The organism is Bacillus sp. I-2 (assembly GCF_001974945.1).
Lineage (GTDB): Bacteria > Bacillota > Bacilli > Bacillales > Bacillaceae > Bacillus > Bacillus safensis.
The window spans coordinates 93,662-117,862 of the sequence record NZ_LZRW01000043.1; the positions used below are offsets into that span (position 1 = coordinate 93,662).

Annotated in this window: 20 protein-coding genes and 2 pseudogenes; 17 read left to right on the plus strand and 5 right to left on the minus strand. The window is 41.7% G+C overall.

Annotated features, from left to right (window positions below; genetic code table 11):
• Positions 1–45 precede the first annotated feature (45 nt).
• The 3 genes and pseudogenes from BAE31_RS13645 (at position 46) to BAE31_RS19390 (ending at position 2,534) form a co-directional block, all read left to right on the plus strand.
• Positions 46–642 carry a DUF1989 domain-containing protein gene (locus BAE31_RS13645; RefSeq protein ID WP_034283248.1) on the plus strand — a complete coding sequence of 199 codons (597 nt, stop codon included), beginning with the start codon at positions 46–48 and terminating at the stop codon, positions 640–642.
• Positions 643–840: 198 nt separating this feature from the next.
• Positions 841–1,662, plus strand: coding sequence for an ammonia-dependent NAD(+) synthetase (nadE, locus tag BAE31_RS13650; RefSeq protein ID WP_024424335.1), 822 nt, complete (start codon positions 841–843; stop codon positions 1,660–1,662).
• 134 nt (positions 1,663–1,796) lie between these two features.
• Positions 1,797–2,534 (plus strand): annotated as a pseudogene (locus tag BAE31_RS19390) (transposase).
• A 45-nt stretch (positions 2,535–2,579) separates the two neighbouring features.
• Here the strand turns inward: BAE31_RS19390 and BAE31_RS13665 are convergent.
• Entirely contained in the window at positions 2,580–3,158 is a 579-nt protein-coding gene (locus tag BAE31_RS13665; RefSeq protein WP_003217212.1) for a hypothetical protein, read from the minus strand.
• 1,235 nt (positions 3,159–4,393) lie between these two features.
• On the opposite strand from BAE31_RS13665, the gene BAE31_RS13675 reads away from it, so the two are divergent.
• Positions 4,394–5,506: a Rap family tetratricopeptide repeat protein gene (locus BAE31_RS13675; RefSeq protein WP_041106640.1), complete on the plus strand. Its 1,113-nt coding sequence runs from the start codon at positions 4,394–4,396 to the stop codon at positions 5,504–5,506.
• 305 nt (positions 5,507–5,811) lie between these two features.
• Here BAE31_RS13675 and BAE31_RS19955 read toward each other — a convergent pair.
• Positions 5,812–6,108 (minus strand): annotated as a pseudogene (locus BAE31_RS19955) (NucA/NucB deoxyribonuclease domain-containing protein); the annotation flags it as partial.
• Between the two features lie 239 nt (positions 6,109–6,347).
• Here BAE31_RS19955 and BAE31_RS13680 point away from each other — a divergent pair.
• The 7 genes from BAE31_RS13680 (at position 6,348) to BAE31_RS13710 (ending at position 14,308) form a co-directional block, all read left to right on the plus strand.
• Positions 6,348–7,205: a citryl-CoA lyase gene (locus BAE31_RS13680; RefSeq protein ID WP_080769494.1), complete on the plus strand. Its 858-nt coding sequence runs from the start codon at positions 6,348–6,350 to the stop codon at positions 7,203–7,205.
• Positions 7,202–8,635, plus strand: a complete 1,434-nt coding sequence (locus tag BAE31_RS13685; protein ID WP_041106639.1) for an aldehyde dehydrogenase family protein — start codon at positions 7,202–7,204, stop codon at positions 8,633–8,635. The genes BAE31_RS13680 and BAE31_RS13685 overlap by 4 nt, the downstream gene beginning before the upstream one ends.
• 9 nt (positions 8,636–8,644) lie before the next feature.
• The gene (gene aroD / locus BAE31_RS13690) at positions 8,645–9,418 is read left to right on the plus strand and encodes a type I 3-dehydroquinate dehydratase (protein WP_076840689.1); all 774 of its coding nucleotides are present in this window, start codon (positions 8,645–8,647) and stop codon (positions 9,416–9,418) included.
• Between the two features lie 38 nt (positions 9,419–9,456).
• A complete protein-coding gene (locus BAE31_RS13695; protein ID WP_076840690.1) occupies positions 9,457–11,217 on the plus strand; it encodes a thiamine pyrophosphate-binding protein in 1,761 nt (586 codons plus the stop codon).
• A gap of 23 nt (positions 11,218–11,240) precedes the next feature.
• On the plus strand, positions 11,241–11,621 hold the full coding sequence (locus BAE31_RS13700; RefSeq protein WP_024424330.1) for a cupin domain-containing protein: 381 nt from the start codon (positions 11,241–11,243) through the stop codon (positions 11,619–11,621).
• Positions 11,622–11,746: 125 nt separating this feature from the next.
• The gene (locus BAE31_RS13705; protein ID WP_080701232.1) at positions 11,747–12,949 is read left to right on the plus strand and encodes a CaiB/BaiF CoA transferase family protein; all 1,203 of its coding nucleotides are present in this window, start codon (positions 11,747–11,749) and stop codon (positions 12,947–12,949) included.
• A 45-nt stretch (positions 12,950–12,994) separates the two neighbouring features.
• On the plus strand, positions 12,995–14,308 hold the full coding sequence (locus tag BAE31_RS13710; RefSeq protein WP_025092799.1) for an MFS transporter: 1,314 nt from the start codon (positions 12,995–12,997) through the stop codon (positions 14,306–14,308).
• Positions 14,309–14,351: 43 nt separating this feature from the next.
• On the opposite strand, the gene BAE31_RS13715 is transcribed toward BAE31_RS13710, so the two are convergent.
• Positions 14,352–15,710 carry a hypothetical protein gene (locus BAE31_RS13715; protein WP_076840691.1) on the minus strand — a complete coding sequence of 453 codons (1,359 nt, stop codon included), beginning with the start codon at positions 15,708–15,710 and terminating at the stop codon, positions 14,352–14,354.
• Positions 15,711–15,858: 148 nt separating this feature from the next.
• On the opposite strand from BAE31_RS13715, the gene BAE31_RS13720 reads away from it, so the two are divergent.
• From BAE31_RS13720 to BAE31_RS13740, 5 genes are all read left to right on the plus strand, one after another.
• Positions 15,859–16,632, plus strand: coding sequence for an IclR family transcriptional regulator (locus BAE31_RS13720; protein WP_041106635.1), 774 nt, complete (start codon positions 15,859–15,861; stop codon positions 16,630–16,632).
• An 85-nt stretch (positions 16,633–16,717) separates the two neighbouring features.
• The gene (locus BAE31_RS13725) at positions 16,718–17,275 is read left to right on the plus strand and encodes a shikimate kinase (protein WP_003214270.1); all 558 of its coding nucleotides are present in this window, start codon (positions 16,718–16,720) and stop codon (positions 17,273–17,275) included.
• 342 nt (positions 17,276–17,617) lie between these two features.
• On the plus strand, positions 17,618–18,565 hold the full coding sequence (locus BAE31_RS13730; protein ID WP_041106634.1) for a dihydrodipicolinate synthase family protein: 948 nt from the start codon (positions 17,618–17,620) through the stop codon (positions 18,563–18,565).
• A gap of 77 nt (positions 18,566–18,642) precedes the next feature.
• The gene (locus BAE31_RS13735) at positions 18,643–19,650 is read left to right on the plus strand and encodes a LacI family DNA-binding transcriptional regulator (RefSeq protein ID WP_076840692.1); all 1,008 of its coding nucleotides are present in this window, start codon (positions 18,643–18,645) and stop codon (positions 19,648–19,650) included.
• Between the two features lie 120 nt (positions 19,651–19,770).
• On the plus strand, positions 19,771–21,147 hold the full coding sequence (locus BAE31_RS13740) for an MFS transporter (protein ID WP_076840693.1): 1,377 nt from the start codon (positions 19,771–19,773) through the stop codon (positions 21,145–21,147).
• A 222-nt stretch (positions 21,148–21,369) separates the two neighbouring features.
• Here the strand turns inward: BAE31_RS13740 and BAE31_RS13745 are convergent, their stop codons facing one another.
• Positions 21,370–22,143: a class I SAM-dependent methyltransferase gene (locus BAE31_RS13745; protein ID WP_076840694.1), complete on the minus strand. Its 774-nt coding sequence runs from the start codon at positions 22,141–22,143 to the stop codon at positions 21,370–21,372.
• A gap of 116 nt (positions 22,144–22,259) precedes the next feature.
• On the opposite strand from BAE31_RS13745, the gene BAE31_RS13750 reads away from it, so the two are divergent.
• Entirely contained in the window at positions 22,260–23,165 is a 906-nt protein-coding gene (locus BAE31_RS13750; RefSeq protein WP_076840695.1) for a LysR family transcriptional regulator, read from the plus strand.
• Positions 23,166–23,210: 45 nt separating this feature from the next.
• Here BAE31_RS13750 and BAE31_RS13755 read toward each other — a convergent pair whose 3' ends face one another.
• Positions 23,211–23,996, minus strand: a complete 786-nt coding sequence (locus tag BAE31_RS13755) for a carbon-nitrogen family hydrolase (protein WP_076840696.1) — start codon at positions 23,994–23,996, stop codon at positions 23,211–23,213.
• Between the last annotated feature and the right edge of the window lie 205 nt (positions 23,997–24,201).

Here is a 24,201-nt window from a genome sequence, read left to right on the forward strand (position 1 = left end):
CAAGGGGACATTTTGGGCATACTGTCATGGAAAGGAGTGCATGTGATGAACGGAGAACACGTCATTTTACCAAAGGGTAGACTCGGCTTTCGTTTAGGAAAAGGCCAATGTATGCGAGTGGTTGATGTCGAAGGCCAGCAAGTAGCAGATGTGATGGCCTATCATGAAAAAGATTTTTATGAAAAATTTGACCAAGGTGCGACGATGGACAGTTTGTTCTCGTCTAAAGTGAAAAAAGGCGATAAGCTTTATTCTAATTTATATAAACCGATGTTTACGATCATTGAAGATACAGTAGAATGCCATGATTTATACATGCCCGCCTGCCGGCAAGAGATGTATCAGCTTTTATACGGCCGGACGCACTTAGAGGTCATGCATACATGCTACGACAATTTGCGGACGGCCTTTGAGCCCTTTGGAATTCCAAAGGAGGATATGTACTATCCTTTTAATGCCTTTATGAATACAGTCATTGATGAAAAAGGAAAGCTGTCTGTCGAGCTGCCAAAATCGCTGCCCGGTGACTACATTCGCCTGCGGGCTGAAATGGATCTCATTGTGGCCGTGTCTGCATGTCCTGCTGATATTGGGAAGTGTAATGGATCAAGCTGTACATCCATACGGGTAGAAATTGATTAAAAAAGAAAAGGACCAGTCCATAAAGACGTGGTCTTTTTCACTTGTGAATGTTTGATCATCTAAGAAATAGGGGAACGTCTAACAAAATGTTCTTGATGAAAACATGGTATAATGGAGATTCAAAAAACGTTGTTAAATCAATGAATTGTGAGTAAAACCTGTTCTCTTCATGTAGAGGATGCTTAGGAGGAAAAGTGTATGAGTTTGCAGAAAAAGATCAGCCAAGAGTTGCATGTGCAGCCCTCAATTGACCCAAAGCAGGAGATCGAAAAACGGGTTGGATTTCTAAAAGAGTACTTGAAAAAAACCGGTGCAAAAGGATTTGTTCTCGGTATTAGCGGTGGGCAGGATTCAACGCTTGCCGGACGTCTTGCACAGCTTGCTGTCAGTGAGCTTCGTCAAGAAGGAAAAGAGGATGCGGTCTTTATTGCGGTACGCCTTCCGCATGGTGTGCAGCAGGATGAAGATGATGCACAGCTCGCCCTATCATTTATTCAGCCAGACAAGTCGTGGAAATATGATATTGCACCTGCCGTGTCAGCATTCAGTGATCAATATCAAAAGGAAACTGGCGGCCCATTGTCTGACTTTAATAAAGGGAATGTCAAAGCACGCATGAGAATGATCGCGCAATATGCTGTTGGTGGTGAGGAAGGATTGCTTGTCATCGGTACAGATCATGCAGCTGAAGCAGTAACCGGCTTCTTCACGAAGTATGGTGATGGCGGTGCAGATGTTCTCCCGCTCACAGGTTTGACAAAACGCCAAGGACGGGCGCTACTCGAAGCGCTAGAAGCGCCGGAGCGCCTGTACTTAAAGAAACCAACAGCCGATCTGCTGGACGACAAGCCTCAGCAAACGGATGAAACAGAACTCGGCATTACGTACAATGAAATTGATGATTACTTAGAAGGAAAACCAGTGTCAGATCAAGCAGCAGAAGCGATTGAAAAGCGCTATGTTCAATCAGAGCATAAACGCCAAGTACCTGCTTCCATGTTTGATGACTGGTGGAAATAAAAAAGAAACCTCTCCAGAAGATGGAGAGGTATCAGGCTGTCGAGAAAATCTCGACAGCTTTATTTTTTTCCTTAAAGTTTCCATCTCCAAATTTTATAATAGAGATAAGTCCACTAAAGGAGGTGTTTTTTCTTATGTTCCACACTAGAAATTCTTCTCAGCACGAAGCCGAATTTGTATTACTAGATCAACTGGTCGAAGAGGATCACCTGCTTCGTAAAATTGATCAGTACATTGATTTTTCATTTATCATAGACAAAGTCAAACCTTATTATAGTGAGAATAAAGGTCGTCCTTCTCTTGATCGATTGGATCATCAAATCACCCGATTTGATTTTCAAGTAGAAGCGGTTGCCCTTGATTCTGGTTATTTGACAACATCAATCTGTAAAGGATTTATCCGATCGCCGCATTTTTGGTGTCATCGCACATAGACGCTTTCATCGAACAAGAGGAAATTCCAGTATCATTTTAAACATGATCATTACATATGCCCAAATGGTGAAAAGCTATCATATACGACAACTGTCCGAAAAGGTTATAGGTACTATAAATCAGACCCTAAAAAATGCGTTTCTTGTCCTTTCCTTGAAAGCTGTACAAGATCGAAAAATCATCAAAAAGTGATCTCAAGACATGTATGGGAGGAACAAAAAGAAAAGATTAGACAAAATCGTCTGTCTATCTCTGGAAAAAAGTTATATAAAAAGAGAAAAGAAAAAATAGAGCGAAGATTTGCAGATTCAAAATAACTGCATGGGCTTCGCTACTGTTGGTTGAGAGGAAAACAGAATGTGAGTGAGCAAGTTCTTCTCACAGCTGCGTGCCAGAACATGAAAAAGATTGCCACAGACCTAGCCAAGCTAGGCTAGGTCTGTGGGAGGCCTTTTTTATTTATTGTTGCTTAACAGTAATTTTTAAGGTATTTTTACAGTATATGCTAAATCAACAAACATAATATTTACGCCTACATCAACTTTCTTATATTTGTTTTTAACTGCCCATGCAACAGCACCAGAGGTTCCAGCAGTAATAGCCGCAGCGGCTCCAGCACCCCATGGTCCAGCAGCAGCAATTCGACTTGTGTACCAACCGATATATCCGGCTGCAAATCCACCTGCTACTATGGCATTCATGCTTCTAACTTTCGGTCCTAATTTGAGGTGTAAACCTACAAAACCTAATGTCTGCATGTCACCTTTTTTCTCATTCTCTTCAAAGCTAAATTCTTCTGATTTCATTGAAGTCATTAGTAGACTGTCGTGTTCTGAAATTCCCATTTCCATAAGGGTTTCTTTATCAGCTGTAAAATGAATATTTCCATCCTTATCTAATTCGAAGTAATTAGATAGTTTCTCTGCTAATTCCAATTGTTTTTTATCTACACTGACTGGAGGGGTCTCATTATTACCTTGACTGGCATGACTAATCATTGGAGAAGAGAAACCAAATGTAATAGTAAGTACACATAACACTACTAGAAATTTTTTAAACATACGTACCACTCCTATTTGTTTTTTGGGGTAACGCATACATGATATTTCCTTCTATTGGGGTGGAATACTTAGAGGTTAAGGAGAGTAATAAAATGTATTTATTCTTATTCACTTTGATTTATTGTGTAATCACTCAGATGTTGAGTTTTTCCTTTGAGATGTCTTTTGGTGTGTACTTGATAGGGTTAGCTTTAATCAAAGGACTTTCCAGTGGGGAAATTAAAGACATCTTTAATTTCAAAAAGACAAGGGACGTGTTCAAAGAAAACAGATTTATAGATTCTTTGATGGAATTGTTTTCTTTGGTAATAGTGTTTATTAATGCATACATAATTGATTATGAACCATTCTCTCCCTTTGAATTTGTTTATACTTTTTTCTTGCTTGTAGTTCTGTACAGGTTCCTATTTTGGGGGATCATAAGAGAGTCTAAAAAATGGTTGCATAAAGAGTCATAAGAGACATGGGCTTATAAAAATCACTCACTTTCTTTGATATATTCAAATGCTACCATTTATTTCTTGATAATTGGTAATATGGTGGAAATTTTATTTTTCAGTTGCGGTGTCCGCAATTAAGGTTCTTTTAATTGGGAGGAGAAATTTCGAATAGAGAAGAATTAGATTGTCAATTATCGCTAATGAACAGGCTGGAGAGCTTGTTTTTTTGTTTCTTAATATTATGTTTTTGTTGAAAAAATTCCATTTTGCTTGCGGTGTCCGCAAGCATTTTTTTTATTTTCCAGTGCTTCATTTTGACGGATTTTTTTTGTGATAAAATCCAGTCACTGCAGAGGTGAATCATGTGAAGGTAGAAGTAGGAATAAACCTGTTTGAGATAGGATTACTCATTCTAGGTCTTTCAGTTTTGTTTTTAATCAAAGCTAATGAGGAACGAAAACGAAAAAGAAAGAGCTAGGCTGCTTCTTGAAAGGCGCTTGACGGAAATCAATAGATTTTAACACTTACATAGAGGTTTACTTAAAAATTTCAGTTGAGGTCGCTCAGATTTGATTCTGATTGCTTTTTTTGTTTAGGTATTAAAAGTAGGGGTGGTGTGTCAAAAACGCTTATAAGGGCTTTAAATGTGTTTTTTCGTTTTGGCTACTGAAATCAGTTTGAAAATCTGTTTGCGAGATACCGAAAATTTTCAAAATTGGAACTAAAATGGGTTTTGGACGTATTTCATGTGCTAGGATTTAACATAAAACGGCAAAAATTGAGGGGGATGAATAAATGGCAGCTGTATCTTCAGCGAAAATCGGTCAGAAGATTAATGAATGGTATCAGAATATCAAGAGGCTGAATGTAACAGATGCGGAAATGCTTCGGAGTGAGATCAGAAGGGATTTAGACATCATGGAGGAAGATGAGCAAGCTGTTCTTTATTTTCAGCTTATGGAATTCCGCCACGAACAAATGCTTGAATACATGAATCTAGGAGCTCGGAAATTAAACAAAGCGGAGTACCTGCGATCAGTTGAAGGGCAAGGGCGGAAGCTTACTGGAATCCTGGAATACTATTTTAATTTTTTCAAAGGGATGTATGAGTTTTCGCAAGGTGATTACATTACTGCGATTACTTTTTATCGACAGGCAGAAAAACGGTTGGATCGAGTGGCGGATGAAGTTGAAAGAGCAGAGTTTTACTTCAAGATGGCAGAGATTTTCTATCACATGAAGCAAACTCAAATGTCTATGTATTACATCATGCTAGCCCTTGATACATATAAGGCGCACCCGACTTATCTTGTCCGAGAAATTCAGTCTCGTTTTGTTGTTTCAGGAAATTATATTGATCTTAACAGTTCTGAAAAGTCTCTCCCGCATTTAGACAAAGCATTAGAAAAATCACATGCGATTAAGGATGAATTAATGATTGGTATAAGTTTGATGAACTTGGGTCACTGTTATTCTAGTTTGGAAAAATATCAGTTGGCATTAGATCATTTGGAGGAAGCTGAAATTTATTTGAAACGTCATTCTCACATACGAGCAATCCTTTATCAGCAGGCTCTGATCCATTTTAAATTGGGTAACGATGAATTGGCCAAGGAATATTTGCAGCGTGGCATAGATTATCTAAAATCAAACCCTGATCAATTATTCGAATCTTTGTACGATTTTCTTGTAAACCTATATATAAAGCCACTTAATCTTGATGATCTCAAGGATATTTTGAAACGATTTGATAACATTAGGGGTTATCCATATTTAGAAGAACTGGCATTAGAGTCCGCAGAATTTTATACTAAATGTGAGCGTATGGAGGAATCTGTATATTTGTATCAGCAAATGGTGTACGCTCAAAAACAAATTCGAAGGGGCGACTGTTTGTATGAACATTAAAAAAAGCTTTGTTTTAGCTGGTCTTGCGATCATGATGTTGGTTGGTGGTTCATATCTGAATCATACCGAGACTGCTATGGAGTTGGCTATTCGATTAGGTACATGAAAAATGGCAGACCTTTTGGGTCTGTCTATTTGGAAATTCTTCTTGAACAACACCAATGCACTAACAGACACTCAGAAAAAATCCCTTCCAATTGGATAGGGATTTTTTGAATAAGCTGCGATCTAATTCAAAGTTGCATAACCCTAATCAACAACAAACAGTACGGCCCCGCACCTCGATTGTCTGAAGGAGATATTTATTCTATATCGGCTCCTGCACCGCCTTCTTCACACATAGCCATAGGGAATTCATTTCGATCATATGCCCTTTTTGTTGGTATGTTTTTCAATGATTCGTCTCTATTTTTATCGGCACCTTCTTTATCAATCGTGAAGACGGCAGAAGCGCTCTTTTTTATAGCATTTTTTATGTGTCATGCTGTTTCTGGATACTTATCAGTCGGAAACTTCAATTTCACATCATACTGAGACCTCTTCAGAAGAAGGAGAGGTCTTTTTATGTCGAATTGGGTTTGACAAAATAACCAAAAATTCATTAAATTAGTAGAACGATCTACTTAAGTCCATTTAACTAAATATTGATTTTTTTGAACAATAATAGCAAACATAATTAGTTCGATTCACTTAATTTCATTTCTGTTGACAGTATTTTCAGAAAAAATAATTGACGAACGAAAAGAATGCGCTTACAATGAAACCACATTCCGAAAAGTGAAATTAGATTCCACTGGATGGAATAAAAGGGTGATTCACCTCTAAATAAGAAGCTAAAGGAATGATTGACACAATGAAAAATCGAAGTGCACTGGAAATTTACAAAGAGGGAGGCGCTTGGTGGGAGACTGAGATTAGTCATATTCAAAAAAATTCAATTGAACTACGAGGGTATCCGATTGAAGAACTGATTGGTGAATTGTCGTATCCACAAATGCTCTATTTACTGCTTGTTGGTGAATTATTGGATGATTCAAAAGCAGATCTTTTTGAAAGTGTTCTTGTCGCAGGTGCGGACCATGGACCAAGAGCGCCATCTATTGCAGCAGCTAGAATGGCGGTGACTTGCGGCATTTCGTTTAATTCCTCTGTTGCAACAGGGGTGAATCTATTAGGTGACATTCATGGTGGAGCCGGAGAGAAGGCCATGCGTATGTTATACGAAGCCAAAGCGGTCTACGATGAACAAAAGGATATACAGTCTGCGGCAAAGCAAGTGTGTCAAACATGGTTAAATCGCAAGGAAAAAATCCCGGGAATCGGCCATCAGCTTCATGATGATGATCCGAGGGTGAGACGTCTATATGAGCTGAGTCACACATATGTCCAGCAAGGTCTGATCAGCGGCACATATTTACGGTTAGCCGAAGCGATTAGACATGAGCTTGAACAACTGAAAGGGAAGAAAATCACGATGAATATAGATGGTGTATCTGCTGCCATCCAATGTGAATTAAACATCCCAGCAGAAGCAGCAAAAGGCATTTTTTCCTTATCCAGAGGAATGGGCATCGTGGCGCATGCATATGAGGAGCTGACAAAAGGAGCCCTCGTGAAAGGACCTTGTCCGAATGAAGAAAGATTGGTTCGTTATGCAGGACATGGAACGCGGCACTTGAAGGAGGGAGAAAAAATTTGAGTGGTTTAAAAGCGTTGTCATATATAAACGGCGAGTGGCTGGATACAGGTCGTGTGAAAACAGATATCATCAATCCTTACTCAGGAGAAAGGATCGGAACATCCTATCTCGCCTCATCAGAAGACATAGAACAGGCACTTTCTAGTGCGCAGCATGCTAAAAAACAAATAGCGGGATTATCAGCAATCGAACGCTCAAAGCTACTAACAAAAGCAGCCACCTTGCTTGAAGAACAAAAAGACCATTTTGCAAAACTGATTTCGCTAGAATTAGGCAAACCGCTTAAAAATACAAGAGATGAAGTTTCGCGATCAATTGAGACGCTGGCGCAGTCGGCGGAAGAAGCGAATCGATTAATAGGTGAGACCATTCCTGGCAATGTATCATCGCGCGGACAGGGAGCAATGGCCATGACATTTAAAGTACCAGTCGGAGTTGTGCTGGCGATTACCCCTTTTAATGCACCGCTCAACTTAATTTGTCACAAAGTCGGTCCGGCCTTTGCGGGAGGGAATGTCATCATTTTGAAGCCCGCACCGCAAACATCAGCTGTTGCCACAGCATTTGTCAAACTCCTTCTCGAAGCAGGATTTCCTCAGGCTGGTTTGCAGCTTGTGATTGGCGGGGTCGAGGCTGGGAAACAGTTAGTCACTGATGAAAGAACGAATCTCATCTCTTTTACCGGCGGGGCTGCTGGAGGCGAACATATTACAACCTCTGCGGGATTAAAAAAGGTACTGCTCGAACTCGGAGGGAATGGCGCGACGATTGTTCATCACGATGCAGATATTGAACAAGCCGCATCCATGTGTGCCAAAACAGGCTTTAGTAATTCCGGTCAAAGCTGTATTTCTGTTCAAAGAATTTATGTCCATCAGGAAATGATGCCGTCGTTTACTGATGTATTAAAACAAAAAGTAGAGCAGCTTGTTGTTGGAGATCCGCTGTCCAGTGAGAGTGATATCGGCTGTATGGTCGATGTACAGGCCGCGCAGCGTATTGAGGCATGGATACAAGAGGCAGAGAGCATGGGTGCCCAGCTTTTATGCGGGGGGAAAAGAAATGGAGCGAGCATTACACCGGCTATTTTGCTAAACCCTCCGAAACAGGCCAAGGTCGTCTGTGAGGAAGTGTTCGGCCCAGTTGTCAGCATTCTCCCTTATGAGGAGCTGGAGGAGGCAATTAAAGAAGCAAATGATAGCCGATATGGTTTGCAGGCAGGGATCTTTACGAATCAGCTGGATGTGGCATTACACGCAGCAAAAGAGCTTGAAACTGGCGGGGTTGTCATCAATGGGACATCGAATTTTAGATTGGATCATTGGCCTTATGGCGGGATTAAACGAAGTGGCCTTGGAAGAGAAGGTCCGCGTTTCGCCATCGAGGAGATGACCGAAACCAAAATGGTCGTGCTTCCAAATGGTCTGTGAAAGGGGCGTATGAATGTGAATGCATTTCAGCAAAAGGCAAAAAGTGTGCAGACAGGCGGTCAGCCAATGATTTGTACGCCGCTCATCGGACAAACAAAGGAAGAATTGTTTCATGAGGTCGAGGTGTTAACAGAGAAGAAGCCTTATGTGATAGAGTGGCGCGCGGATTTTTTTCATCAACTTCATGACAAGGATCAAGTGATAGAAACCCTTAAGGGAATGGTAGAAAAGGCAAAGGGCATCCCATTTTTATTCACGATTCGCTCTGAAAAGGAGGGAGGCGAAAGGATATCACTCTCAGAATCTGAGAAGGTTTCTCTGCTTGCCGAGCTTTGTTCCACACAGCTTGTGGCCGCTCTTGATTATGAATTGATGCATGATGTGACACATATACAGCAAGTCAGTCAGGCGGCTAAAAGACATGGCGTTACCTTGATTGTGTCGTATCACGATTTCGATCGCACCCCTGAGGTGGATCGGCTCGTGCAGCTATTGGTCAATGCAGAATCAGTCGGCGCCGATATCGCAAAGATCGCAGTGATGCCGCATTCCTATGACGATGCATTAACACTGCTCTCGGCGACCAGCCATGCGAAAAAGCAGCTGTCAATTCCCGTTATTTCGATGGCAATGGGGGAATACGGGGCTTTTACAAGAATGATTGGCGGGCTTTTTGGATCTGTGATGACCTTTGCTGTAGGGAAAGAAAGCTCAGCTCCCGGGCAAGTGGCGATACAGGATTTGAACAATGTTCTATCTATTGTGTTTTCAAAGAATAAGTGAGTAGCAGATTCATAGCTGCACCGTGAGAGGAGAGAAACATGAAGAAGAATATTTCTACACAGGTGATTCAGTACTTAGAAAATCGGGGAGTCGAGCATATTTTCGGTCTCTGCGGTCATACGAATATTGCTTTTTTATCAGCGCTTGAGAAAAGCTCGATTCAATTTGTAAATGTCAGGCATGAACAGATAGCGGCACATGCAGCAGATGGTTATGCGCGAGCGAAGAAACAGACGGCTGTTGTGCTCAGTCATCTAGGACCTGGACTCACCAATGCGGCAACAGGGGTAGCGAATGCAGCACTTGATTCCATTCCAATGGTTGTCATTGCAGGAGATGTCCCAAGTCATTATTACGGAAAGCACCCACATCAAGAGATCAATCTTCATTCCGATGCCTCTCAATACGAAATTTACCGGCCGTTTGTGAAAAGAGCATGGCGAGTCGATATTCCAGAATTATTTCCAGAGATTTTATCAAAAGCATTTCAGTTAGCTGAAAGCGGCCGTCCTGGCCCGGTGCTTATTTCTGTTCCAATGGATGTGTTCTCAAAAGACCTAGATGTGTCCCTGTTTGAACAAATCAACCATCATACACATACCATTGAAAAACCTTCTATTGATGATCAAACGGCCAATCGGATATTAGATCGATTGCTGCAGGCAGAAAGGCCGCTCTTATATGTAGGGGGAGGCATTTTATTAGCTGATGCAGCTGAAGAATTAAAGGCATTTTCTGACCATCTAAGTATCCCTGTCGCCCATTCTTTAATGGGGAAAGGAGCCATGCCGGATGATCACCCAATGACCCTTGGAATGACAGGGTTTTGGGGAACAAAATTTATCAATGATCAGTGCAAAGAAGCGGATTATATATTGGCTTTAGGCACCCGTTTTGCTGAAGCTGATGCGAGCTCGTGGGAATCGGAGTATACGTTCAATTTCCAATCAACCAAGCTCATTCATATCGACATAGATCCGAATGAAATTGGCCGGAACTACCCTGTTGAAATTGGAGCGGTAGCCGATCTTAAGCAAGCCTTGACTGTACTCAATCGAGTGGCGAGAGAAAGGCTGCCAAAAGGACTGAATCGTCCTGAATTGAAAAAGGAAATTGCGGCATATCGTAAGGATTTTCAGGCTAGCAATCTGACGAATATTCAAGATGAATCCTTCCCAATGAAGCCGCAGCGAATTTTGCAGGAAGTGCGGGAAGTATTGCCGTCAGATGCCTTTATTACAACGGATGTTGGCTGGAATAAAAATGGGGTCGGACAGCAATTTCCTGTGCTCACGCCAGGAACCATTTTAACGCCAGGCGGCTTTGCAACGATGGGATTTGGAGCCCCTGCCGCACTTGGGGCGAAGATTGCCCAGCCTGAGCGTGTCGTTGTGTCACTCGTTGGAGACGGCGGCTTCGGTCAAAATCCATCCGTTCTCGCAACAGCCGTTGAAGAGAACATTCCTGTTGTGTGGATTGTGATGAATAACAGTGCGTTTGGCACAATAGCCGGCTTGCAAATGGCGCACTATGAAACGACGTACGGCACTGTTTTCAGAAAAGATGGAGAAAGCTATTCACCGGATTTTGCTGCCATTGCGAGAGGTTATGGAATGCAGGGGATTAAAATCACCTCTGCTTCTGAATTCAAAGAAGCTTTAGCTGAAGCCATTGCTTCTCAGGAGCCTTGCGTTATTGATGTAGCAATGAAAAATGATCCTGTTCCTACGGATGGACATTGGAACATTAATGATATTTATTCACCAAATTCAAAGCGCTCACATGTCAGCGTGAATTAAACAGAACGAGGGAGGAATGAACAATGAAAATTAAAGTATTGAATCCGTTTCAAGATGGGAACCCATTATGGTTAGGCTTAGATCGTCCAGAGGAGCAAATGGTTCGAAAGGTATTTCAAACCATTACACCGGATACAGTTGGTTCAGAACATATGATGGCGGGTCTCACCATTTTTGAACCAGGGGAAGCAAGTTCAGTGCACAATCACCCGGGTTCAGAGGAATTTGATTTTGTGATTAAAGGATCTGGCGAAGTCATTTGTGATGGAGAAAGGCAGTCCTTTAAACAAAATGATTTTATGTTCATTCCTGACGGTGTCCCGCACCAGCATGTCAATACAGGAGATGAACCTTTATGGCTCATTTGGCTCTACACACCGCAAGGGCAGCTTCCGAAGGATTAAAAAAATGCACCGGTAAGCCCTCCTTTTGAATCATCAGGGCCTTCCAGGTCAATCAGAAAGATGAAAAGGGCTAAAATTAGGAATGATTTTAGCCCTTCATCACATGAATGAAAGGGAGTCAAGCAATGAATATGAATACACCGCTCGAAGGAATAAAAATATTAGACGTCTCTACGATGATTGCTGCACCCTATGGCGCGGTGCTTCTAGGGGATTTTGGAGCAGAGGTCATCAAAGTCGAGATTCCTGGCAAAGGCGATACGCTGCGGCATGTCGGCCCTTTTGCAGATGGAGAACCACTTAGATGGTCAGGTCTCTCGCGGAATAAGAAATCCCTTACACTGGATCTGCACAAAGACGAAGCAAAGGACATTTTTAAAAAGCTTGCGGGTCAGGTCGATGTGCTGATTGAAAATTTCCGCCCTGGAACACTCGAAAAATGGGGCGTTGGGTACGATGTGTTAAAAGAAATCAACCCTCGTTTAATTATGATTCGTGTATCGGGTTATGGGCAAACGGGTCCGTTTAAGGACAAAGCCGGATTTGGAACACCAGCGACAGCGTTTAGCGGCTTTACATATATTCAAGGGTTTCCAGACCGGCATCCAGTCAGCCCTTCCTTTTCTCTCACTGATTATATTGCTGGCATCTATGTGGCGTTTGCTACTGTGACAGCGATGTATTACAGGGATACACATCCAGAAGGAACTGGGCAAATGGTGGATTTGGCCCTCTATGAATCTGTGTTTCGTATGTTAGAGTTTTTGGTTGCAGAATATGACAAGCTTGGGAAGGTTCGTGAGCGTTCACCGGGGCTAAGCGGACATTCAAGCCCTGCCGGTACCTATGAGACAAAGGATGGTCATTATTTGGTTCTTGTGACGAGTACAGATTCGACCTTCAATCGATTGGCAGAGGCGATGAATCGATTAGATTTACTAGAGAATGAAAAATTTGCGGTCAATGCATCCAGGCTGAAGCATAACAAAGAAATGGATGCGATCGTTTCACAATGGATCGCGTCGAAAACAAGGGATGACGTATTAGAAATTTTAGATACACATGGTGTTCCTGTGAGCCCAATCTTAAGTATTCGGGATATTTTTGAGCATCCGCAATTTAAAGCACGAGAGAATATCGTCGAGGTGCATCACCCTCGTCTTGGAAAAGTGAAGGTGCCTGGGATCATTCCGAAGTTTGAAAAAACACCTGGAAGTATCCGTCACATTGCACCTGATTTAGGCGAACATAATTATGAGATTTTAACAAATATGCTTGGCTTAACAGAAGAAGAGTGTAAGCAGTTAGAAGAAAAAGGGGTTATTTAATACGCTCAACCGAACCGCACGCTGCGGAAACAAAGGAGGATGGTTATGAAAGTGCATTCAGAACTGAAGGGGAATGAATTGCAGCCCGCATATGTGAAACCAACGAAAGCCCGTTTTGGCATATTGATTCTGTTGTTTTTTATTACCGCTATTAATTATATTGATCGAGCTAGTGTATCCATTGTTGCTCCTGCGATTCAATCTTCATTGCAATTAAATCCTGCCTTATTAGGCTTGATTTTTTCGGCATTTAGCTGGACATATACAGCGATGCAAATACCAGGCGGTTTTATTCTCGATAAATTTGGCTCAAAGGTAACGTATGGGATATCACTCGTTACTTGGTCTATTTTCACAGGCTTACAGGCGTTTGCGAACAGCTTTGCCTTTTTATTCGGCTGCCGTTTGTTTATTGGAATTACAGAATCTCCCGCTTTTCCTGCAAATAACCGTATTGTCACCACATGGTTTCCAAGGCGGGAACGGGCTTTTGCAACAGGTGTTTATACTGCTGGAGAGTATGTGGGTCTTGCATTTGCGACACCTCTTCTATTTTGGATCATGACGACTTTCGATTGGAGAACCGTCTTCATTACGGCAGGTGCGCTCGGTATCATATTTGCTTTCTTTTGGTACAAGTATTATCACGAACCGAAAGAGCATCCGAAGATAAATGAAGATGAGTTAGAATTAATCCGGCAAGGCGATGGGCTGACAGTCGCATCACAGGAGAAGCTGAAATGGGCAGACTTTGCCGCCCTTCTAAAATATCGTAAATTGATCGGGCTTTATATTGGCCAATTCTCTGTTGCGTCTACCCTTTTTTTCTTTTTAACGTGGTTTCCGACCTATTTGGCAGAGGCGAAAAATATGGCGTTTCTCAAGGTAGGTTTTGCTGCTTCTCTTCCTTATATTGCTGCATTCTTTGGGGTCTTGTTTGGAGGTTATGTGTCTGATTGGCTGCTTAAAAAGGGCGTATCAGTGAATGTAGCGAGGAAGCTGCCAGTAGTGGTTGGCTTGCTGATGACGAGTACCATTGTTTTAGCAAACTTTACAACAAATATCCCGCTTGTGCTGACCATTTTATCCATCGCTTCATTTGCGCAAGGACTGTCTAATATCTCTTGGACGATGCTGTCTGAGGTGGCACCGCGGGAAATGGTTGGGCTGGCTGGCGGCGTATTTAACTTTTTTGCTAATTTAGCTGGGATCATCACTCCGTTGATTATCGGATTCATCGTGTCGGCGACAGGCTCTTACAATGGAGGAATTTTATTCGTCAGTTTAGTCGCTTTAGGCGGGGCATTGTCGTACATTTTTATCGTAGGTAAAATTGAACGTATTCAATTAAAACCATAGTGAGAAAGCAAAAGAGAACTCATACCAAGGTGAGTTCTCTTTTTTATGTATAAAAGATAACGGTGATGATCGCTGCACATGCGATACCCATGCTGATATAAAGGCTGGCAAACCATATATTCCAGCGAGTGATACGGTAAGGATTGACCTTCATCAAATCAGCCAATAAGGAGACAGAAACATTAAAAGGGCTAAACATGACAGTTGATGTGCCAGCAACGATCAGCATGATGGCAATGGGAAGAGCAGGCAGTTCATGGATGACTGGTGCCATCATGCTGACTAACAAAGCAAGTGAGACGAGCGGGTGAAAACCGCAAAGGGCGGTGATCAGAAAATACAACCCAATGACACAATAAACCCAAATGGCATGGTCTGATATACTGACAATAAATGCTTGAATCGGCTGCATACTGTTTGTCGCAAGGAGCATATCGACAAAGAAGCCTGCACTTAAAAATAGACACATATAGTTGGAGAGCTGACGGGTTCTTTCTTTCCAATGAGGCACAGAGACAGCGATATATTGTTTTCTTTTTTTGATAACAGAAGAGAATAATAGAGCAAATGGAATAATCGTCAGTACTACAGCGAATAAATAGCCTTTCCCAATCCATGCATCGACAAGTGAGACGACTGTCATAAAACCTAGCAGCATGAAAGCGAGCTGAAGGGTTTTTCGCTTAATTCGATGAGGATTGGCGTTTGTTTCTGGAGACTGAATGATGTTTGGTAATCGTTTGCTTTGACGAGAAAAAAGCATCCAATCTATCGCCAGCACGACGACCATTAAACCAAAAGTAATAGGTGCAATTTGATAATATTTTAGTTTGGTTGCATCAATGGTGACGCTTACCAGCACTTCAACAGGACTCCAGCTTAAACATAATGCATATGACCTTAAGAGGTTGCGTGTATAAAGATGTTGTTTCACTTGTTCTTTTAGGGATTCGAGCGACGGTTTGAGCGATGTATATAGTAAAGGAATCGTCGCGATATTTAAAAACATGCCGAGAATATGAGTGACAAATGAACTCTTGCGATAAAGCTGGTTTGAGTTCGTTGTATGCAGTGTGAGCAGTTTATTTAATTGTGTATCGAAATGTCCAACATGTATGAGAGAATGAATAAAAGGCAGCATGAAAAAGAGAGAAAGCAAGCCCAGCATGGAATGAAAGTGAAGAAAAAACGTGTGCAATGGCTGGCCGGATAAGAAGAATAAGAACAATCCAATGATGAGAAATACAGCACCTGTTTTCAAATAAAGACCGCTTGCTTTCTTAAAAGAAATGGTGAGTGAAGCAGCAGCCAGCAGACCAACAAAATAGGAGAGTATAGGAGCAGGAAATAGTTGATGAACAATATATAGACTGATAAGAAGTGTAAAAACGAGCAGGTACATTCAAATATCTCCTCCATCAAATATCTTCAAGTGATTTTATTCCGACTGGTGGAATTTGTTTTCTTTTAGTGGAACGTTTAAAATGGATTATAGCAAAATCGATCGTTGATGTCGATAAGAAATCAAAGGGGAAAAGGAGAAAATGAACATGGCGGATAAAAAGTCAAAAGAAGAATCAGGACTGCGTACAGTTCAGCGTGCTTTGGATATTCTTTATTGTTTTAGTGAAGAACGTCAAGAGCTGACGCTAACGGATATTTCAAAAGAGATGAATTTAGCAATGTCTACGACAACGAGACTGCTCAAGGCACTTGAAATGAATCATTTTGTGGAGAAGAATCAAGAAACAATGAAATACCGATTGGGTCAAAGGCTTTATCTCCTCGGATACATTGCAGGGAAGTCCATTAAATTGAGGGAACTGGCTAAGCCACTCATGTACTCACTTCGTGATGAAACAAAGGAAACCGTCAACCTGTATGTACTGGATTCAACAAGCAGGGTTTGTATTGAACAAGCGGAAGGGCTGCAATCGATTCGGCATCTTGTCAAGATTGGTGAGAAGCTGCCATTGTACGCAGGTGCAGGCGGAAAGGTATTATTGGCATTTCAAAGTGAAGAATTTCAACAAAAAGTATTAGCGTCTGAGGCTGCTCATGTGATGAAGGGTGACTGGCAAAAGGAACGTAAACATATTCTTGACACATATACTTCTTGCAGCATTGATGAACGCGAGGTAGGATCTGCGGCAGTAGCGGCACCAATCTTTAACATTCATGGTGAAGTGAAAGCCTGTTTATCCATATCTGGTCCAACCCATCGGTTTACTGAAGAAGTCATTCCTCAGCTGCAGCAAAAAGTGAAAGAACAGGCACAGAGGCTTTCTGAACAGCTCGGCTACGTCGTCAAACACAATTTTTAAGATTGCCTATCTTTTCGCACTCCATTTATCATATAATAGAAACATTATGTAGCATTCCTTGTCGTAGGGAGGACGTGTCACGACCATGAAAATCAATAGAGAAATTCCTGTAAGACAGCGGAATATTGTCCTCATTGGCTTTATGGGTGTTGGGAAAACAACCATTGGGCAGCTGGTTGCCAAAAAGCTATATAGAGATTTTATTGATGTCGATCAGGAGATTGAGAAAAAGTACAACATGACGATTCCAGAGATGTTTCAGCAAAAAGGAGAAGCATTCTTCAGGCAGGCTGAAAAGGATTATATCGTCGATTTATGTGAACATACACAGCTCAAGATCGTTTCCCTTGGAGGCGGTGCATTCAAACAGGAAGAAATCAAACGCGCCTGCTTGAAGCATTGTACCGTTCTTTTCCTTGATCTATCGTGGGAGAATTGGAAGCAGCGGCTTGATATTTTAATCGAAAACCGTCCTGTTCTTCACAACCGGACACTTGATGAGATGAAAGAGCTGTTTGAAGAGCGCCGGGAGATTTATTCTCTTCATAACTCAAGAGTGGAAACAGATCATTTAGAGGCTGAGGAAGTCGCCAATTATATTGTGGACACACTCAAGCTTGGCTGGGATTTGTATTCGAAATAAAAAAAGTCTACCGTTTAGGGTAGACTTTTTCTATTGAATTCTTTTCCTTCGTACATATGATGATGCTTTGACAACCAAAATGTATTTATCCTTTTTTTGGTGTGCGGCCGTTTGGGAAAAGCGGTGATCCTCCTTCAATCAGTTCATGATGAGGAGGTTTTTGATATAGATCATTTTCTTTTTCGGAAAAATAAAAAAGTATCTAAAATTTAATAATATTTATTTGAATTATTAAAATTTTTAAAAAATAATGTTGACATCTTCTGTGAGAACATTCTATGATTGTTTACGTAAACGCTTACCGTAAACGTTTACTATAATCGAATGGGGAGGAATTTGTTGATGAAAAATAAAGAAAAATGGAGCGGTGTATTCCCGGCGGTCTTAATTCCTTTTAAAGATGACTATTCAATTGATGAACCTGCTTTTCGTAAGCTTGTTCGCTGGGTGGCGGAGCACGAAGGGATTAACGGGATTGTTGTCAATGGACATACGGGCGAGATTATGACTTTGCTGCCACATGAACGAGCTGAGGCTGTGCGTATTGCAGCCGACGAATTAAAAGGGGAAGTACCTGTCATTTCCGGGGTTTCAGCTGAAGGAACAATTGAAGCGATCCAGCATGCAAAAGCAGTTCAAGAAGCTGGCGGAGAAGGTATCCTTCTCATGCCGCCGCATTCATGGCTGAGATTCGGTATGCAGCCTGAATCACCTGTCCAATTCTTTAAAGATGTTGCAGAAGCGATTGACATTTCAATCATCGTCCATCAATATCCAACGTGGACAAAAACCTCATATACAACGAATCAATTACTAGAAATGTCGGAAATTGAAAATGTTGTCTCATTTAAAATTGGTCAAAGAGACATGGCACAATATGAAGTCGATGTGCGCGCATTGAAAAAGCATGCACCAGATGTATCGCTACTCACATGTCACGATGAATATTTATTGCCAACATTAGTTCAAGGGATTGACGGGGCGCTTGTAGGTTTCGGCTGTTTTGTGCCGGATTTGATCGCTGAACTTGTGAAATGTGTGAGAGAACAAGACCTTGCAGCGGCTAATAAAGTGTACGATAGAATCTTTGAATTAAAGCATGCTGTATATAAAATGGATGAACCTTCCTCTACCTCTCATCTGCGAATGAAGGAAGCGATGTTCCAGAGAGGTTTGATCAGCAGTTCGCTTGCTAGGAAGCCGGTATTACCTTTAACTCAAAAGGAAAAAGAAGAGATTCGCCAGGGCCTTCAAAGTGTTGGTTTGCTTAAGGAAAATGTCAGTAGATAACAGACCATTGATTTCATGATGAAGGTGAGTCAGGTTATAATAAGGTATAAAACAACAGACTCCCGGAGGTATGAAATGTGTCAGTAAGTATTAAAGATGTAGCATTGAAAGCAGGAGTGTCTATAGCCTCTGTTTCCCGAGTATTGAGTGGTAAACCAGGAGTAGGTGCTCAAACGGCTGAAAGAATCAAACAAGTAATTGATGAGTTAGGCTACCGCCCTAATTTAGGAGCGAGAGGGCTCGTGAAAAGAAAGACTGGGAATATCGCTGTAGTGGTTCCTCGCGGTTCATATATTTTGAATAATCCATTTTTTTCAACGATATTAGATGGAATAGCGAAGGAATTAGATGAGACCGAATTCAATATGCTGATGTCATTTACATCTGTGCAGCAGCAGCGGTTACTTGAGACGCAGGCTGTAGATGGTGCCATTTTATTTTCTCCAAGAAATGAAGAATTGAGCATAGATTGGTTAAAAAGTTTGGCTATTCCCATTATCGTTGTCGGAAGTTACTTAGAGGATTCACCATTTCCATGTGTCAGGCCAGATGATGAAGAAGGTGTTTGTCAATCTGTAACGGCCTTATTTGATAAAGGTCATCGAACCATTGGGCTGGTCAATGGTCCAATGAGTTCGATGCATAGTGTAAGGTATTACAAGGGGTATGAGCGCACACTGAAACGTTTAGGATTAACAATGAACAAAGAGCTTGTGTTTGAGTTAGATGAATTTGATGGGGGAAAAGTAGTAGAAGTGGTTTCTCAATTTCTCCAAGGAAACCAGCACATGACTGGAGTTGTTTGCTCTTCAGATTTTTTGGCGATAGGGGTCATGAAAGCGGCAGAAAACGCAAATGTGTCAATACCTCATGATTTGTCTGTCGTTGGTGCCGATGATGTGCCCATTGCAAGTTTTCTAACCCCTTCTTTATCTTCTGTTCATGTTGATTTAGTTGGAATGGGAAGAAAAGCTGTTTCTTTACTAACACAGTTATTGGAAGGAGAACAGTTAGAGGCGATGGAACATATCTTCCCTATGTATTATATAGATCGGGGCACCACGGGAACGCCAAAAAAGATTTGATAGATGCTGAAAACTCGTATGAACGCTGCAGAATTTCTCTTGATTTAAAATGTAAGCGATTTCTTCAGTGCTCTTCGGCATGTACTTTTGCATCATTTCCTCTAATAAGGAGGAGATACCATGACGTTAGAACTCAGCGGAAATTCAAATTCTCAAGGTGGGCAAGTCGTTGATAGAGCTTCACAACTATTGACCAGGATGGAAAGTGTACCTTTTTCGAGGTGGCATTTAAAACCTCGGATCATTATGGGATCTGCTACCTTTTTTGATGCTTTTGATGCGCTATCTTTAGCGTTTGTTCTCCCGGTCCTCATCGGCATGTGGAATTTATCACCTGCTCAAATTGGCCTTCTTATTGGGTCTGGTTATATAGGACAAGCGATTGGTGCTATTTTCTTTGGGTGGTTAGCAGAAAGGCGCGGCCGTGTATTTAGTGCAAAGTGGACGGTGTTCCTCATGTCTATTATGAGTATCGCATGTGTATTTTCAGGTAATTTTATGGCCCTTTTTATTTTCCGCTTTATACAAGGGATTGGAGTTGGAGGAGAGGTGCCGGTAGCAGCCTCATATATTAATGAGTTGTCCCGAGCCCAAGGAAGAGGCAGATTTTTTATGCTTTATGAGATGATTTTTCCATTAGGATTAATGATCTCAGCTCAAATTGGCGCATTCGTCGTACCTAGCTTTGGGTGGAAATGGATGTTTTTGATTGGAGGCATTGGAGGTTTAATCGTCTTTGTATTCTTTTTCATGCTGCGTGAATCGCCAAGGTGGCTTATTTCGAAAGGCAGGTTAGATGAAGCCGAAAAAATTATTGAAGAAATTGAAGCTAGTACTGACAAACGAATGCCTGTCGCAAATCAAGTATCCAGCAGTACTGAAAAAGGCGACTGGAAAGAGCTATTTTCAACTTTTTACCGTAAAAGAACATTGGTCGTATGGGGACTATGGTTTTCTGCCTACTTTGTATCGAATGGTTTAAATAACTGGTTACCGAGTCTTTATAATACTGTTTACCATTTGCCAGTCGGAGATTCATTAAGGGCAGCATCTCTCACAAATATTTTACAGACCGTAGGGGTATTCGCTTGTGCATTTTTAATTGATAAAGTGGGACGGAAGCGCTGGGCAACCATTGCATTTGTATTAACAGGTGTGTTATTAACGGCTTTATGGATCAGCGGAGCGACTTCACCAGAAAGCGTCATCTATTTAGGGTCTGCTGCTTACGGAATGATGGGGACAATTACAGTTCTCCTCTATCTATATACACCTGAAATTTATCCGACACGTATGAGGGTGATTGGAACGGCATTTGCTACAGCGTGGCTTAGACTGGCCTCAGCGATCGCTCCTATTATGATAGGCTTTATTTTAGAGGTAAGCGGTGTTTCAACTATTTTTATTCTTTTTGCAAGTGTGACGGTAGTGGGAGCAATTCTTGCTTTTAAAATGATAGAAACGCGCGAGAAAGTATTAGAGGATATTGCACCGTAAGTTACGCATGCAGTAAAGAACTTATTCCAAAGAGGGTAGGTTCTTTTTTATTCAGAGAATCTAAAATGCCTCACCTATCTTCGTTCATTTATCATATAATAGAAACATGATCTTGTCGTGAGAAGAGACGTGTCACGAACATGAAAAGCCACCTGTGAGACAGTGAAGATGTATATTTGAAATAAAAAAGTCTACCGACGATGGTAGACTTTTTCTATCAGTTTAATGCTTGATTCCTTGAAGCAGTGCAGCTTTTAAACAGAAGGAAATGGGCTGATGCTGTGCATCGAATTGAAGCTGAAACAGCTGCTTTGTGTCAGGGTCTGCGGCTTGAAGATGGGAAACGATCTCCTTTTGAATATTCTCTGGTGTGCGTCCACGTATAATCCAGTCCTGATAATCAATATGCAGATCCCAGTAACGAATCTCTTTCTGAGTCAATTGGTTGTCGGCGAAGAGCTGTTTCCATTCTGATAACGAGCTTTCCCGCACATGAGAAGGGTCTCTCAGTCTATTTAAGTGATTAATAAATGAATCCTGTGCAGTGTTTTCAGGTGCATAATGATCAACGAGCAGAAATTGGCCGCCTTTTTTTAAGACTCGGCTGATTTCAGACATGGCTGCCTGAAGGTTTGGAAAGTGGTGAGCAGCAAATCGGCACGTCACTAAATCAAATGATTCATCAGAGAAGGGCAATGCTTCTGCGGCTGCCTGCTCAAAAGTAATGTGGTTCAGGTGGCGTTCTTCCGCAAGTGCTGCTGCAACCTCGATCATTTTTTGCGTGACATCAATGCCGATCCCTTTAGAGATAACGTCTGAAAAGGAAAAAACGGTATGTCCTGCCGCGCAGCCAATATCAAGTAAATGCTCATGTCCCTTCGCATGTGCTGTTGTTTTCATCCATTCCAGCTCTTCTCCGGCTGCAAATATAGGTGAATCTCGATAGTTCTCGGCATTTTGTGAAAATTGGTTCTCGGCTTTAGCATATGGATTCATTTCTTTTCCCCCTTTGTGGTCTCTTTATCGTAGAATTCCTTCTGTTATTTGTCTAAGACATAAAAGATATGACACGGATAGTTAAAACCTATGAGGTGATGAAAGTGGATATACGAATGATGGAATATGTCATTGAAGTGTACCGGCAGCAAAGCTTTACAAAAGCAGCGGATCAACTTCATATTGCACAGCCTTCTTTAAGCCAGCAAATGAAGAAGCTGGAAGAGGAATTAGACACACCGCTATTTATTCGAAAGTATGGACAAGTAACGCCTACACCTCAAGGGAGACGATTCATTAAAAGGGCTGAGAATATTTTGAAGGAAAGAGATGATTTGCTGCGTGAAATGGGAGAAGCAGCTTATGAAATCGGGAAAGAGCTGAACATTGGAGCGCCAGCAGTGACTGGGGGATATGTCTTGCCCGGTTTATTAAAAACCTTTTGTCAAACGTATCCCCATGTTCACGTTCAACTGATAGAAGAGTCTCCTCGTGAGCTCGAAAAACGTCTATTGGCTGGAAAACTGGATTTGGCTATTTTATCTATGCCTGTCGAGCATGAATCATTGAAAACGAAACAAATGCTGACAGAGCCGCTCCTTCTTGCAGTTCCGCAAGCTGCTCAGCCTTGGTTATCAGAGGAATTGAACGAGATTATCAAGCAAGCAGGGCAAAAAGAAATGGTTCCCTTTCAACTTCTTGAAGGTACCCCATTTATTATGCTGAAAGAGGGATACGGTTTTCGGCAAGTGGTCATGGAGCTGTGCCGTCATCACGGTTTTCAGCCAAAAGCGGCTTTTGAAACAAGTCATATTCAAACAGCACAGGCATTGGTCAAAAACGAACTAGGTGTGACCGTTGTGCCGAAAATGGTGGCACAAGAGGATAGGAACGGGGTCATTTATTTACACATTGATTCATGCCCCACCCGCACACTTGTGTTTGCATATGTGGAAGAAAGGTATTTAACGAAAGCCGCTCAAGCCTTCATGGACCTTTATCAGGATCAAGGGAAAGCTTAAACAAACGTTTAATTAAACGCAAAAAGCAGGGGAGCACCCTGCTTTTTAATATAAGTCGAGACGCTGATCCGTCATAACCGGAATTTGCTGTCTGACTTCATCCACCAGCTGAAGATCAATTTCCGCATAATAAATATCTTCGTCATCGTTTGTTTCAAGCAGGATGCGGCCGAGTGGATCAATTACCATAGAGTGTCCAGGGAATGCCGTGTCTCTGCTTGTGCCTGTTCTGTTAACAGCAATCATAAATGACTGGTTTTCAATCGCTCTTGCGATGAGCAGGCTGCGCCAATGGTCCACTCTTGCTGACGGCCATTGCGCCGTATTGACGAGCACCTTCGCTCCTTTGTTCACAAGTGTTCTGGAAAGCTGCGGGAAGCGGAGGTCATAGCAGATCATCGCACCAATCGTTACATCTTCACCATAGTCAAATAAACCAAGCTGATCACCAGCGGTTAAATAGTTATGCTCATCCATTAAGCGGAATAAATGAATTTTATCATAATCTAACAAAAGCTCACCTTGGCGGTTAAAGACATACATCGTGTTGGTAATGTGTTCATCTTCTGTCCGTTTATTTAATACACTGCCTGCGATGAGATACACTTGATGCTTACGTGCAAAGGAAGAAAAGAGCTGTTTTGTGCGTTCACCGTTTACATCCGCAAGCTGATCGGCTTGCTCAAGGGCGTAGCCGGTATTCCACATTTCGGGTAAAATGATCAAATCAGGCTGCTCGCGGACCGCTTCTTCTAAAAACGCTGCTGCTTTTTTAAAATTCACTTCAGGTTCTCCAATTTGTACGTCCATTTGGACAAGGGCGATTTTCATACGAGTTCCTCCTTTATTTGCTATATGTCATGTGAAAATCATGAATGTATGTAATGGTTTTATTCTAGTCTTCAAGGCCAGTTTCTTTATCATAAAGGTTTCCATCATCTTTGCCAATAGAAATGTCAGAAGGTTTTGTTAAATAGCTTTCTAACTCAAGAAATCGGTGTTATGATACATATAATGAATAAAACAAAGGGGGATA

Excerpts from the sequence above, each read along its gene's own strand:
- BAE31_RS13645 (WP_034283248.1), top strand. The coding sequence starts at position 46 with ATGAACGGAGAACACGTCATTTTACCAAAGGGTAGACTCGGCTTTCGT.
- nadE (WP_024424335.1), top strand. The coding sequence starts at position 841 with ATGAGTTTGCAGAAAAAGATCAGCCAAGAGTTGCATGTGCAGCCCTCA.
- BAE31_RS13665 (WP_003217212.1), bottom strand. The coding sequence starts at position 3,158 with ATGTTTAAAAAATTTCTAGTAGTGTTATGTGTACTTACTATTACATTT.
- BAE31_RS13675 (WP_041106640.1), top strand. The coding sequence starts at position 4,394 with ATGGCAGCTGTATCTTCAGCGAAAATCGGTCAGAAGATTAATGAATGG.
- BAE31_RS13680 (WP_080769494.1), top strand. The coding sequence starts at position 6,348 with ATGATTGACACAATGAAAAATCGAAGTGCACTGGAAATTTACAAAGAG.
- aroD (WP_076840689.1), top strand. The coding sequence starts at position 8,645 with ATGAATGTGAATGCATTTCAGCAAAAGGCAAAAAGTGTGCAGACAGGC.
- BAE31_RS13695 (WP_076840690.1), top strand. The coding sequence starts at position 9,457 with ATGAAGAAGAATATTTCTACACAGGTGATTCAGTACTTAGAAAATCGG.
- BAE31_RS13700 (WP_024424330.1), top strand. The coding sequence starts at position 11,241 with ATGAAAATTAAAGTATTGAATCCGTTTCAAGATGGGAACCCATTATGG.
- BAE31_RS13705 (WP_080701232.1), top strand. The coding sequence starts at position 11,747 with ATGAATATGAATACACCGCTCGAAGGAATAAAAATATTAGACGTCTCT.
- BAE31_RS13710 (WP_025092799.1), top strand. The coding sequence starts at position 12,995 with ATGAAAGTGCATTCAGAACTGAAGGGGAATGAATTGCAGCCCGCATAT.
- BAE31_RS13715 (WP_076840691.1), bottom strand. The coding sequence starts at position 15,710 with ATGTACCTGCTCGTTTTTACACTTCTTATCAGTCTATATATTGTTCAT.
- BAE31_RS13720 (WP_041106635.1), top strand. The coding sequence starts at position 15,859 with ATGGCGGATAAAAAGTCAAAAGAAGAATCAGGACTGCGTACAGTTCAG.
- BAE31_RS13725 (WP_003214270.1), top strand. The coding sequence starts at position 16,718 with ATGAAAATCAATAGAGAAATTCCTGTAAGACAGCGGAATATTGTCCTC.
- BAE31_RS13730 (WP_041106634.1), top strand. The coding sequence starts at position 17,618 with ATGAAAAATAAAGAAAAATGGAGCGGTGTATTCCCGGCGGTCTTAATT.
- BAE31_RS13740 (WP_076840693.1), top strand. The coding sequence starts at position 19,771 with ATGACGTTAGAACTCAGCGGAAATTCAAATTCTCAAGGTGGGCAAGTC.
- BAE31_RS13745 (WP_076840694.1), bottom strand. The coding sequence starts at position 22,143 with ATGAATCCATATGCTAAAGCCGAGAACCAATTTTCACAAAATGCCGAG.
- BAE31_RS13750 (WP_076840695.1), top strand. The coding sequence starts at position 22,260 with ATGATGGAATATGTCATTGAAGTGTACCGGCAGCAAAGCTTTACAAAA.
- BAE31_RS13755 (WP_076840696.1), bottom strand. The coding sequence starts at position 23,996 with ATGAAAATCGCCCTTGTCCAAATGGACGTACAAATTGGAGAACCTGAA.